16 protein-coding genes are annotated in these 12,776 nt (G+C 46.5%); 5 read left to right on the top strand and 11 right to left on the bottom strand.

Features of this window, described 5'->3' with window-relative positions; all coding sequences use genetic code 11:
* Positions 1-89: 89 nt before the first annotated feature.
* The 4 genes from ONE56_RS13055 to rhtB form a co-directional block, all read right to left on the bottom strand.
* Positions 90-584, bottom strand: coding sequence for a cyclin-dependent kinase inhibitor 3 family protein (locus ONE56_RS13055; protein ID WP_423839983.1), 495 nt, complete (start codon positions 582-584; stop codon positions 90-92).
* Between the two features lie 12 nt (positions 585-596).
* Positions 597-1,598: an ArsJ-associated glyceraldehyde-3-phosphate dehydrogenase gene (locus ONE56_RS13060; protein WP_041155274.1), complete on the bottom strand. Its 1,002-nt coding sequence runs from the start codon at positions 1,596-1,598 to the stop codon at positions 597-599.
* Positions 1,599-1,643: 45 nt separating this feature from the next.
* Positions 1,644-1,979 carry a metalloregulator ArsR/SmtB family transcription factor gene (locus ONE56_RS13065; RefSeq protein WP_041155273.1) on the bottom strand — a complete coding sequence of 112 codons (336 nt, stop codon included), beginning with the start codon at positions 1,977-1,979 and terminating at the stop codon, positions 1,644-1,646.
* 180 nt (positions 1,980-2,159) lie between these two features.
* A complete protein-coding gene (gene rhtB, locus ONE56_RS13070; RefSeq protein WP_331439210.1) occupies positions 2,160-2,777 on the bottom strand; it encodes a homoserine/homoserine lactone efflux protein in 618 nt (205 codons plus the stop codon).
* A gap of 65 nt (positions 2,778-2,842) precedes the next feature.
* Here rhtB and ONE56_RS13075 point away from each other — a divergent pair, with 65 nt between their 5' ends.
* Entirely contained in the window at positions 2,843-3,847 is a 1,005-nt protein-coding gene (locus ONE56_RS13075) for an alpha/beta fold hydrolase (RefSeq protein ID WP_423839984.1), read from the top strand.
* Positions 3,848-4,025: 178 nt separating this feature from the next.
* Positions 4,026-4,862: a Cof-type HAD-IIB family hydrolase gene (locus ONE56_RS13080; RefSeq protein WP_331439208.1), complete on the top strand. Its 837-nt coding sequence runs from the start codon at positions 4,026-4,028 to the stop codon at positions 4,860-4,862.
* 69 nt (positions 4,863-4,931) lie between these two features.
* Here ONE56_RS13080 and ONE56_RS13085 read toward each other — a convergent pair whose 3' ends face one another.
* Positions 4,932-5,411 carry an EVE domain-containing protein gene (locus tag ONE56_RS13085; protein WP_415679538.1) on the bottom strand — a complete coding sequence of 160 codons (480 nt, stop codon included), beginning with the start codon at positions 5,409-5,411 and terminating at the stop codon, positions 4,932-4,934.
* 44 nt (positions 5,412-5,455) lie between these two features.
* On the opposite strand from ONE56_RS13085, the gene ONE56_RS13090 reads away from it, so the two are divergent.
* Together ONE56_RS13090 and ONE56_RS13095 are read left to right on the top strand one after the other, a co-directional pair.
* Entirely contained in the window at positions 5,456-7,006 is a 1,551-nt protein-coding gene (locus ONE56_RS13090; protein WP_423839985.1) for a COG3650 family protein, read from the top strand.
* A complete protein-coding gene (locus tag ONE56_RS13095) occupies positions 7,006-7,605 on the top strand; it encodes a tRNA-uridine aminocarboxypropyltransferase (protein WP_331439205.1) in 600 nt (199 codons plus the stop codon). The genes ONE56_RS13090 and ONE56_RS13095 overlap by 1 nt, the downstream gene beginning before the upstream one ends.
* A 96-nt stretch (positions 7,606-7,701) precedes the next feature.
* Here the strand turns inward: ONE56_RS13095 and yigB are convergent, their stop codons facing one another.
* From yigB to lptM, 6 genes are all read right to left on the bottom strand, one after another.
* Complete coding sequence (gene yigB, locus ONE56_RS13100; protein WP_331439204.1) at positions 7,702-8,418, bottom strand: 5-amino-6-(5-phospho-D-ribitylamino)uracil phosphatase YigB; 717 nt, start codon at positions 8,416-8,418, stop codon at positions 7,702-7,704.
* A gap of 8 nt (positions 8,419-8,426) precedes the next feature.
* Entirely contained in the window at positions 8,427-9,365 is a 939-nt protein-coding gene (gene xerC, locus ONE56_RS13105) for a tyrosine recombinase XerC (protein ID WP_415679537.1), read from the bottom strand.
* Positions 9,325-10,059, bottom strand: coding sequence for a DUF484 family protein (locus ONE56_RS13110; protein WP_423839986.1), 735 nt, complete (start codon positions 10,057-10,059; stop codon positions 9,325-9,327). Before ONE56_RS13110 ends, xerC begins: the two co-directional genes overlap by 41 nt.
* Before the next feature lie 21 nt (positions 10,060-10,080).
* Complete coding sequence (gene dapF, locus ONE56_RS13115) at positions 10,081-10,911, bottom strand: diaminopimelate epimerase (protein ID WP_041155267.1); 831 nt, start codon at positions 10,909-10,911, stop codon at positions 10,081-10,083.
* A 10-nt stretch (positions 10,912-10,921) separates the two neighbouring features.
* Positions 10,922-12,175, bottom strand: a complete 1,254-nt coding sequence (lysA, locus tag ONE56_RS13120; protein WP_041155266.1) for a diaminopimelate decarboxylase — start codon at positions 12,173-12,175, stop codon at positions 10,922-10,924.
* 61 nt (positions 12,176-12,236) lie between these two features.
* Positions 12,237-12,353: an LPS translocon maturation chaperone LptM gene (gene lptM / locus ONE56_RS13125; protein ID WP_128814650.1), complete on the bottom strand. Its 117-nt coding sequence runs from the start codon at positions 12,351-12,353 to the stop codon at positions 12,237-12,239.
* A 74-nt stretch (positions 12,354-12,427) separates the two neighbouring features.
* Between lptM and cyaY the strand changes: the two genes are divergently transcribed.
* Positions 12,428-12,742, top strand: coding sequence for an iron donor protein CyaY (gene cyaY, locus ONE56_RS13130; RefSeq protein WP_041155265.1), 315 nt, complete (start codon positions 12,428-12,430; stop codon positions 12,740-12,742).
* The last annotated feature ends 34 nt before the right edge of the window (positions 12,743-12,776 follow it).

Here is a 12,776-nt window from a genome sequence, read left to right on the forward strand (position 1 = left end):
ATAAATGTGTATTCATCTTCAACAAGTGAAACTCACTGCAAGACTATGGCGCTTTTGGATCATAGTGTTCTAAAAGCGCCATTCGCTGATCAAGTGCGATTTGCCACGTGCTCGATATAGTCGATTTGTACCGGTTTCGTGAACGCACCCGGGCGCAGAGCCTGAACTTCACGGACGATATCAGCGAGTTCCCAACCTTTCTCGATCAGCAAGTGCGCAGCAAAAAGACCGGTTCTACCTGACCCGCCCATGCAGTGCATCGCAACCTTGCCGCCTTGATCAACAACCGCGTGCAATTCAGGGCTGGCTTGCTGCCACTTCGCCGCAAACACGTCGTTAGGCGCGCAATCGTCTTCAATCTCAATCTGGAACCATTTCATGCCGAGTTGTTGAGTAACTTCACCCAACTCAGAAACGTGTTTCGACGCCAGCTCAGTATCGTCCAAAGCCGTCACAACAGCCTGAACTCCTTGCGCTTTCAACTGTTCAAGTGATGCTTGTAGTGCAACACCTTTTGTACCCGGACAAGGCGTTAAAACTAATGCACCCGAGTCCAAGTCTAATTGCCATGTAGGATGTGACATTTGCATACCTCTTTACGCTAAACCAACGTTACGTACCAGCTCGGCAGTACGTGTCGCATAACCCATTTCGTTGTCATACCACGCATAAATTTTCACCATGCGCGATCCAACCACCATCGTAGATTGGGCATCAACAATGGTTGAGCGCTGGTCACCTTTATAGTCAATCGAAACCAATGGACGAACTTCAAAACCAAGAATGCCTTTCAGTTCACCTTCGGACGCTTCTTTAAGCAACGCATTCACTTCTTCTGCTGTGGTGTCACGCTTAACGTCGAAGATGATGTCGGTCAGTGAAGCATTCGCCAAAGGGACGCGCACGGCATGGCCATTAATTTTGCCTTTCAGATCCGGGAAGATTTCCACTATCGCTGTTGCACTGCCAGTTGTTGTAGGAATCAAGCTCATGCCACAAGCCCGAGCACGACGCAGATCTTTGTGTGGCGCATCCAGAATCGTTTGTGTATTGGTCAAATCATGAATCGTCGTGAACGATGATTGCTCGATGCCTAATTTCTCATGAATCACTTTCACCACTGGCGCGATGCAGTTGGTCGTACAAGATGCTGCAGTAACAATACGGTGCTTTTCTGGATCGAAAATGTGGTCATTTACACCAACGACAATGTTTGCGATGCCTTCTTCTTTTACGGGGGCGCTTACCACCACACGTTTAACACCTTGGTCAAGATACTGATCTAAGTACGAGGTTTTACGATGCACACCGGTTGCTTCAATCACCACATCACAACCAGACCAGTTCACCGCGTCGATATCACGTTGTTGAGTGGTCACGATGCGTTTACCATCGATGATTAATTCATTGTCTTCTACTTGCACTTCGTGGTGCCAACGTCCTTGAACTGAATCAAATTCAAGTAAATGACCTAGCGTCGCGGCATCGCCAGCAACATCATTAATTTGGACAAATTCCAATTCTGGCCAGTCAAACGCCGCACGTAATGCCAAGCGACCAATACGACCAAAACCGTTAATCCCTACTTTAATTGTCATAAGTTCCTACCTTTAAAATCTTTAATCGTGAATTTTTATTCGTGACTAGCAGCAAGCCACACGATTCTTATCATGCAGACGCGAAATATCTTCTTGGTATTCTTGCTTCAAACAGTTCGACGCGACTAAGTTGTCAATCAACTTGCGCATCCATCCGGGTAACTGCTGTGACAGTTCGTAATACACCCACTGTCCTTTACGCTTATCAACCAAGATGCCATTGGATCGTAACTGAGCAAGATGACGAGAAATTTTCGGTTGGCTTTCTTGCAGCGCAAAGACCAAATCGCCGACGCAGATCTCGCCTTCACGCGCCACCAGCAATAAGCAGCGCACCCGGGTCTCATCGGATAAAAGTTTGAAAAACTGATGTGGAAGCATAATAAACATACCTATATATGGATATACGTATATGTTTATTTAAAAGAAGGAGGTCGTCAAGGTCACGGCGTACGACGTCACAAAAGTTTCATACAGGAGAGAGTGATAAGCGGAGAGATGAGTCTAGCCCGCTTAACGTCAACAACCTTAAGCGAGCTAATGAAGCTTTAAGAGTGAATATTACGCTTTTGCGGCAGCCAACAGAGCACCACAACCGACGAACATCGAACCAAAGATTTTGTTTATTTTAGACATAATGAGATCAGAGCGAATAAAACGCCCCATCTTTGATGCCAGCGAGGTATAGCCAAGCATCACACAAGAATCAATCACAACCGTCGTCACGCCTAGCACCAATAATTGTATCAGTTGATCTTTGGCTGGATCGATAAACTGAGGAAACAACGCAACGAGGAACACAATCGATTTGGGGTTGGTAAGATTAATAAACACAGCTTTATACAATAGCGAGCTCGCCGACATGTCCTGATGGTTCTCGGCGGTTGCCAAACCTGATGTGTCACGCCATTTCTGAACACCAAGCCATACTAAGTAAGCGACACCCACCCACTTAATCACACTAAATGCCGTCGCTGATTGCGCAACCAATGCACCAATGCCAGCCCCAACCAGCGCGATGTGTATGGCTAGTCCTATTTGCAAACCAGCAATGGCACTGAGTGACTTTCGGGTCCCGTAGTTCAAGCCATTACTGATCGAGTTGACGGTACCAGACCCAGGAGCCAAACTAAAAACGATCGCTGTAACTACATAGGCTAGCCAAACATGCGTATCCATTGCATTTCCTCACTATTTCTTCGATGATACACCGCGTCTGCAACGTATCTTTAGGTAATCGACTAATGGCTTCTCACCATTCACCTTTGATTTATACCCAAGAGACTTTATTTGGGCAAGCGATAGATGGTCCTATCGCAGCACTTTGGCAAAGTCGCCAAGAAGGTTTTGTGAAAGGAGTAGAAAAAAAGAAAATCTACTGGTGCAAACTGACTAATCCGAACCACAAAAAAGCGGTGCTGGTCGTCAATGGTCGTATAGAGTCATCTTGGAAATACCAAGAGTTGTTTTATGACCTGTACCGACAAGGATTCGATGTCTATTCTTTTGATCACCGGGGTCAAGGATTGTCTGAGCGCCTTTTGAGCGACTCTGACATGGGTCATGTCTATGACTTTACCGATTACGTTGACGATATGGATGAGGTACTTAAGGCGCATAATCTCAGCCATTATAAACATAACTTTATTATTGCTCACTCCATGGGGGGAGCAATCGCCACGCGATATTTGCAAACACGCCCGAACCACCCTTTCACAGGGTTGATATTAAGCGCACCTATGTTTGGCATCAACTTACCTTGGTATCTTTCGCCTATCGCGATACCAGTGACGCAAATCATGTCCGCAATCTCGACACTGCCACGTTACGCGCCGGGACATCAACCATACTTCCCCAAGCCATTTGAAGATAACCCACTCAGCCAAAGCCATGATCGATACCAATGGTTTCGTAACCTCTATACCGAGAAACCAGAACTGCAAGTCGGTGGACCCAGTACTCGATGGGTATGGCAAGGATTGATGGCTGCAAAACAGTGCTTTTTATTGACTCGCCAAATCAAGGTGCCGGTATTGCTCATCCAAGCGCAAAATGATCGCATTGTCAGTAACCTTGCCCAAAAACGCTTTATCGATAAACTACGTAAAACCAACCCAGAAACCGAACTGCTGACGATTGAAGGGGCTCAGCATGAGATCTTGTTCGAATCAGACCAATATCGTAATCAAGCGTTGGATGCCATATTCCGTTTTATGAATGAACACCAGGAACAAAACACGCACAAGTGAGATTAAAGGGGGAAATATCTACCTGACGATTTACCCTCTTTTTCCTGTTTATTTTGACGTACACTGGGTCGCACATTGGATATTGTTCATTACATTAGCTGTGGATTGAATAATCGACCTGCACAACTTCGAGTACAACCGACTCATTCCACCTATCCTAAACGTTGACGAGGACTACATGAGCACATCGTTACCTTGCAAAGAGATCACTAAAATCGTTGCCTCCGATCTAGACGGTACCTTACTTGCACCCGATCACAGGCTCAGCGCGTACTCGAAAATGACGCTGAGAACCCTTCACGAAATGGGCTATACCTTTGTCTTTGCGACGGGTCGCCACCATGTAGACGTTGCCAGTATCCGCCGCGAAGTGGGCATTCCCGCTTACATGATCACCTCAAATGGTGCACGCGTACACGATCAGGACGATCAACTCATGTACAGTGAGAACGTCCCGCAAGAGTTAGTACAGAGTGTGATCGATACGATCAAGCACGATCCTGAACTCCTCATTCATATCTATCAGAATGATGATTGGCTGTTGAATAAACCTGATGAAGCGCTACGTGACTTTCATGAGGAGTTCACCTATAAATTGTTTAATCCCGATCAAGCGCCGACCGATGGTATTGCGAAAATATTTTTCACTCATGAAGGTAAAGATCATGAGCGCCTAGTAGTGTTAGAAAACAAACTCCGTAAACAGTTTGGTGATAAGCTGAATATTGCCTTTTCGACACCGTGGTGTTTAGAAGTGATGAACGGAGAGGTCTCTAAAGGTCATGCTCTACAAGCTGTCGCAGAAACGCTCGGCCTAACTCTAGATAACTGTCTCGCCTTTGGTGATGGTATGAATGACGTAGAAATGTTGTCGATGGCAGGTAAAGGACTCGTCATGGGAACCGCACACGAAAAAGTGATGCAAGCACTTCCGCATAATGAAGTGATAGGCAGTAATGCTGATGATGCAGTAGCGCGCTATCTGCAAAAGCACTTACTCCTAGATGAGCAATAATAGCCATCGTAATAAATACCACTAAAAGGGCTGCTATTATGCAGCCCTTGTTTCTCTCTATTTGAGCTGCTATCTATTTGTACGCTGACTCGGCAGTTTTTCTTTGTCAAGAATCGCGTCCCACTCTTGCTCCGCTACGGGCATAATGGATAAGCGATTTCCGCGTTTCACCAATGGCATCGCCTCCAGTTCTGGCATCGATTTCATTACTGACAAGGGAATCACACGCTCGGTTTTACGCACAAATTCGACATCCACCATGACCCATCGCGGGTTGTCAGGGTCTGACTTAGGATCATAGTAATCACTTTCTGGGTCAAACTGAAAATGATCTGGGTACGCTTCCTTAATCACTTTTGCTATCCCGGCGACACCGACCTGTTTGCAGGAAGAGTGATAAATCAGCACCAAATCCCCCACTTTTACCTGATCACGCATCATATTGCGTGCCTGATAATTACGAACTCCCTCCCAACATGACACGTTTTGTATTCTCAATGTATCAATAGAAAAGGTATCGGGTTCAGTTTTAAATAACCAATATGCCATAATGCCTTCCGATGCCAATAAAGTATTAATGAGGAAGATATAACATGAAGGCTTTAAAAAACCCAGTGGCACTCGCGACTCTGCTGGTTCTGCAAGCATGTAGCAGTCAACCACCGCAATCGGGTGACGACAAACTCACCGCGCCAACCGCTTCACTGGACAAGCCAGACACAATTCAACCTCAGTCATTTATGCTCCGCGGCAAAGTGATCGTTGGCCCCAAAAGCCAATACATCATGCCATGTGGCAGCGATAAACAGTACTGGTTGCAGTTAACGCAGCAACAAGCCCAGCACGCCATCGCGCTAAGTCGTCAACCCTATCAAGCCATGTACGGGGAAATGATTGGCTACCTCAACACGCCAGGCATTGACGGCAGTTCTGCCGATTTTGACGCTAACTTTTCCGTCGAACAAATTAACTTCCTCAGCGCTGAAAACCCTAATCTGTGCTCTCAAGCCAATAAACCAACTCGAGTATTTGGTAACGAACCGTTTTGGTCTGCAAGCTTTACCGACGACTCACTCAACGTTCAACCAATGGGTCAACCAGTCCAAGCGCTCAAGATCCAAGGAGCTCAACTGCAACCTCGGCAACGTACCTACCAACTGAACGAGGGCTCTCTAACCATGGCAGAAAACCTCTGTTCAGACACGATGAGTGACTCACTGTATGGCTGGAAAGCAACACTCAAACTTGATGACCAAACATATCAAGGCTGTGGGATGACGGCGAATGTTGACAACACTCTGAGCTGGGCTAATACCTATGTGGCCACCTCGACGCAATCACAGGGGTTCGAAGTGCAAATGACGTTGCGCCCCGATCACAGTGCAGAAACGAAATACAGTTACTCCGATGGACAACCCCCTTTAGTTGAACGCGGCTACTGGCAACAACTCAACCCATCGCAAGTTCAAGTCGTGATGACGCACCACCAGCAACAACGCTTGCTGTCTGAGCGGCTATTTACCCGTGAGGGAAACCAGCTCAAAGCCACCCAAGAAAAAGTCGGCAATCTCGTCTACCCAATCGCAGATGGCGGACTGGTACTGTATCCAACTACTGTGCGTGAGACAGGGTTGCAGCAACCTGCTGCCAAACGAACGAACAAGCCGATCGGCAGTGCTGATATACCGTCTAGCGCTGACTTCAACTCACAAGTCGATAGCGCCGTTCGCAATTACTTTTTCATTAATCAAACCGATCCGAGTAATAACCAGTACCGCTGGCTGACTTACGACTTAAATGATGACGGTCAACAAGAATTGCTGGTGCAGTTAGACTGGTGTGGCTCTGGCGGCTGTACCTTACTGATTTTTGAGAACTACGAACAAGCTTGGCGTTTCAATAGCCGAATTACTTTAGTTCAAAGCCCAATCATGCTTGGTCAACAGATCTCTCACGGCTGGCGTGATCTCATTTTTAATGTCAGCGGTGGTGGAGCACAGTCCGCTAACCATGTGATGGAATACACGGGGGTCAGTTATCCAATCAATCCAAGCATGGCACCAACAGCCACCGCTGAACAAGTAAGTGGGGTACGCTTATTCTCTGACGGGATTAGCCCAGTACGTGATGGAGTACGCTTATAATGCCTTCGCTGTGCACTCACTGCGGTTTTCAATATCAGTGCATTTGCCCACTGCTGCCTCAGCTCAACAGTGAGCATGCTTTGATGCTACTTTTACACCCTAACGAACTCAAGCGTGATACCAACACTGGTAAACTGCTACAGAAATGCCGACTGAATGTCGAGCAAGCACTCTGGGATCGTAAACAGCCACCAGCAGAGTTGTTAGCTCGGCTCGCCGACCCTAGCCTATATCCGGTCATACTGTTTCCTCATCAAACAAGTCAGACACTGGAACAAGTCACAGAGCAAAGTAAGAGCCAACAGAGAAAACCACTGTTCATTATTTTGGATGCGACCTGGCAAGAAGCGCGCAAGATGATCAACAAAAGTCGTTGGTTAGAAGATATCCCAATGTTGGAACTCTCTGCTCAGGGTGACTCCCAATATCAACTGCGCCGCAACCAGCAGCAAGGCAACCTATGCACTTTTGAAGTGGCTGCACAACTATTAGGGCAATTAGGCGAAAAAGAGAATCAGCAGCTGATGCTCAGTTTTTTTGCTCGTTACTTACCGATATTTCATGCAGAGAAAAGCGGACATGGATTTGTTCAAAGGTAGATAAGGGAGGAAAAGTGCAGCACGCTGCACTTTTAATAAGGTTTCACGTGAAACTTTATTGAACCAAGTGAACTATTGAATGTGGAACCTTAAGCATTACAAAAGATCCAACAGGGTCTGTAAAGAACGAATTTCAACATCAGGTAAGGTGCGTGTCTTCGGATGCTGATTCACGTTGATATTCACATCATTTAACCAACATGCCGCGTAGCCCGCTCTTTTCGCGCCATGGACATCCGTCAGCAAATGATCACCAACATGTAAAATGTTCTCGGCAGGTAAGTTTAAAAAACGTTGGGCCTTATCAAACATATCAACAGCCGGTTTCGCCAAACCATCAGGTCCCGCCTTCAGTACACACTGAAAATAAGGAGCTAGGCCGATTTTATCCACATCCACGTTGCCGTTGGTGATGGCAATCAATGGGACTTTGTTACCAAGCTGCATCAGTATATCCAGACTTTGTTGAGGAACTGCAAACCGATTACGCCAGTCTAGTGCAACGTTAACCCCCTGCTCTGCGGCCAATTGCGCCTGCTTTGAGTTATATCCCGCATCAAGAAAGCCTTGCTTTAGTTGGACCAGTCGCCACAGTGTGACATCACTTTTTAAATCTGGAGATTGTGTCACTACACGTCTTTTTACGGCGAGCCAATCCGTTTTTCCCATATGTGCAACTGCAGGATGGCTGACCTGCAGCCACGAGAGTAGCTCTCGCTCCATCCTCGCAATAATGGGGGCGTTATCATACAAAGTATCATCAAGGTCAAACGTCATCGCCTTTATCGGCGCAATGCTGCGGTAAAATATCATCTTTCGTGTCAGTCTCCGCGTTTCTTGCGTGCTCTTGGGTGCGCTTGATCGTAAGCTTGGGCTAAATGTTGGAAGTCCAAGTGAGTATATATTTGCGTCGTCGAAATATTTTCATGACCCAATAATTCTTGTACCGCTCGTAAGTTGTTACTCGATTCCAGCATATGTGTGGCAAATGAGTGACGTAATTTATGCGGACTAATATGGCTCGCAACCGACTGTTTTTGCCCCCACTCAGCCATGCGCTTTTGTACACTGCGATGAGAAATACGTGTACCTAGCTTGGAGACAAACAATGCAGATTCACCAGCATCAGCAAGACCACCACGTAATTTGAGCCATTTACCGACCCATTCCGTTGCCATTCCAGAAAACGGTACCTTGCGCTCTTTATCACCTTTACCAATGACACGAAGCTCACCGCTACGTAATTGAACATCACGCACATCAATGCTGACTAACTCGGCTAAGCGTAAGCCAGCGCCGTACATTAACTCCATCATTGCCCGATCACGCACAGCTAAGGGGTCATCCTCATTCACCTCGAGTAGTTGATTAACTTCATCGACATCAAGGTTTTTAGGTAATGGACGCTTTTTACGAGGTGCCGATACCCCTTTCGCTGGATTGGCCGACATTTCTCCACGCAGGATAAGAAAATCGAAAAAGCTACGTAAAGACGATAAGCGAGTCGCAAGGCTGCTGGCTTTCATGCCTTCACGCATACCTTTACCCGCTAACTGGCGCACCCAGCCCGCATCTACCTGAGACCAATCTTTTAGGCCCATATCAACTAAATGTTGGGCCATGGTTTCGAGCTGTTGCTTATAATTACGCTGAGTGTGCAGGCTTAGCCCTTTTTCGCTTCTAAGAAACTCATAGAAACGTTCAAGGGGCTTTTGCAAACTACTTGGCAGTGGAATGCTGTGAGCAGGCGTTGTTGTCATCGTAAGATTGCCATACCAAGGTTTGAGCAAGATGCGCCACTACGAGTGATAAATGACGCAAAAATAGAGTATCCATTTCTGGCTGGAAATGGCCACCGTCTTCGCTAGAAAAAATCAGCGCACCAATGGTCTGCTGTTTTACTAATGGTAGCACCACATAAGACCCCATTTCTGGGACCGCTTGCCGCCCAAATAATGCTTCACGATCAACGTTACGTAAACGACCTAAATATGCGTCTTTCCCGTTGAGATGAGTCGCTGCAAACCGTTGATAGTTGTCTCGGTTGAGTTGTATCGATGCATCACATTGATCGAACAAGCGCACATAAGCCCGCAGACCTAAGTCCTGTGCTTTTTGCTCAATGGCTTGAATAACCTGTTTGAAGTCATGACATTTGAGGACCTGACCTTGCAGATCCATAAACTCATAAAAGGTGCGATCGTTGTTTGCCGCAAGAGACATCAGCGTCGTGATCTCTTCTTCAAGCTCTTCGATGCGCTGACGCTGACGGTTCATTTGGACATGCACTAACGACACTGCCCCTAATTCCGCATGAGGGAATGAGAGGCGATCGACTAACTCCGAACGCTCTACAAAAAAGTCTGGATGATCTTTTAGGTACTCAGCGACGACTTCAGCGGTTAATGCATCAGCATTGACTTCAATAACTTCTTCTACTTGTACTTTAGACAAACTATTTCCTTTTTGCGTCTATTAGCACGATAACTGACCATCAAAAACATGCGTTGTTGGCCCTGTCATGAATAGTGGCTCTCCCGGCCCCTTCCAGGAGATTTTTAGTTCACCACCAGGCAGTGACACTTTGACATTCTCGTCCAGCAGTCCTTGTAGGATACCTACTGCGACGGCCCCACACGCACCACTACCACAAGCCTGTGTTTCCCCTGCGCCTCGTTCGTATACTCGTAAACGAATGTTGTTTCGATCAACAACCTGCATAAAGCCGGCATTGACACGCTCTGGGAAGCGCTCATGAGATTCAAGCAGCGGTCCTAATGTATCGACCTCTGCCGTATCGACATCATCGACAACCGTCACAACATGTGGATTACCCATACTCACCGCGCCACAAAAGAGTGTTTTGTCACCCGTACGCATGATGTAGGTTTTCTCTTTCTGCTTAGCTTTGAATGGAATCTTGTTGGGTTCAAACTCAGGCACACCCATATTGACTCTGACTTCACCATCTTCTTCAATGTTGAGGATCATCTTGCCTTTCTTGGTGCTCACACTGATGCTGTATTTGTTAGTTAGCCCTTTGAGCCTCACGAAACGTGCAAAGCAACGAGCACCGTTACCACACTGCTCGACTTCACTGCCATCCGCATTAAAAATACGGTAGTGGAAGTCTGTTTCTGGGTCATACGGAGCTTCAACCACCAGCAACTGGTCAAAACCAACGCCGGTGTGACGATCCGCCAAACGACGAATCAAATCTTGAGAAAAAAACATGTTCTGGGTAATACAGTCTACGACCATAAAATCATTACCCAAACCGTGCATTTTAGAAAAATGGAAATGCATTTGTTGTGTGTTACTCCGGTAGAATCTGTTCCAGCTGCCACAAACTGGTCAGCTCTTCACGCTGGCGAACGAGATGGCTCTGGTCTCCATCGACCATCACTTCTGCCGCTCGGGTACGAGTATTGTAATTCGAAGACATCACAAAACCATAGGCGCCCGCGGAACGAACCGCGAGTAGATCACCTTCTTGCAACACAAGTGCACGATCTTTACCCAAGAAGTCACCCGTTTCACAAATAGGACCAACCAAATCATAACTCTGAGCTTCACCTTCTCGTGGCGAGACTGGCACAATTTCTTGCCAAGCTTGGTAAAGTGCAGGACGCATCAGATCGTTCATCGCAGCATCAATGATGGCGAAGTTTTTATGCTCAGTGTGCTTAAGGAATTCAACACGCGTTAGCAAGATACCTGCGTTTGCTGCAATGGCGCGTCCTGGTTCAAAAATCAACTCGAGATCTTTGTGATTATCAAGGCGGGCCAATAACGCTTTGGCATAGTCCGATGGTTGCGGCGGTTGCTCATCATGATACACCACACCCAAACCACCACCGACATCGATGTGGCGAATATGAATGCCTTGTGCTTTTAAATCATCAATCAGCGCCAATAAGCGATCTGTCGCATCAATGAACGGAGCGATACTGGTTAACTGAGACCCGATGTGACAATCGATACCTTGCACATTCAGATTCGGTAGACTTTGCGCAAACCGGTAAACTTCCGGTGCTCTATCAAATGCAATACCGAACTTATTATCACGTAAACCCGTTGAGATGTAAGGGTGTGTTTGAGCATCCACGTCTGGATTAATACGCAATGAAATTGGGGCAATTACACCAAGTTCACCCGCGACTTTATTCAGGCGTTCTAACTCTGGCTCAGACTCAACGTTAAAGCACTTAATGCCAAGCTCCAGTGCTCGTTTCATTTCTGTTGGTGTTTTTCCTACCCCGGAAAAGACGATTTTTTTCGCATCACCACCAGCGGCGATCACTCGTTCTAGCTCACCACCAGACACAATATCAAAGCCAGAACCTAAACGCGCTAATGCATTAAGTACACCAAGGTTTGAGTTCGCCTTCACCGCAAAACACACTAAGTGCGGGTGTTCGCCCACAGCATTGTCAAACGCCTTCCAGTGACGTTCTAGCGTGGCTCGAGAGTAAACATACAGAGGAGTGCCATATTGCTCTGCTAGAGTCTGAAGTGAGACATTTTCAGCCCAAAGCTGGCCATCGTCCTGATAGTTAAAGTAATCCAAAATTCGCTTCCCTTATTTTATTCGACTGCTAAACCGTAGTATCACCTTGAAGTGCGGCTATTTATTGTGATTGCTCATTTTGTTGAGCGTCATCTGGAATGTAGAGTGAACCGGACTGCCCACACCCAACGAGTGTAGCGGCTACCATCACAAACAACACAGTAAGTAATTTTTTCATTTGGCATATCGTGATTATTAATTCAATGCCCCCTATAATCGCACCACACTCAGGAAAAGCAATAGGACAGACGGATGAACGATACTGAATTTCATCAACTGGTGGATACACAAATGCAAATCATTGAAGAATCCATCGATGAATCAGGCGCTGACATTGATTATGAAGTGTCTGGGAATGTAATGACGTTAGAATTTGAAGACCGCAGCCAAATCATCATCAATCGCCAAGAACCCATGCATGAGATTTGGTTAGCATCAAAATCAGGCGGTTTTCACTTCAAACTTATCGAAGACAAATGGATCTGTTCAAAAACAGGGATAGAGCTGTTTGAAATGGTGAAACAGGAGTGTGAAAAACACGCTGGTGAAACCATCGATTGGGAATAAGGCCAGCCCTACCGCCAATAATAAAAAAGAGCAC

This window comes from Vibrio mytili (genome assembly GCF_049563345.1).
Lineage (GTDB): Bacteria > Pseudomonadota > Gammaproteobacteria > Enterobacterales > Vibrionaceae > Vibrio > Vibrio mytili.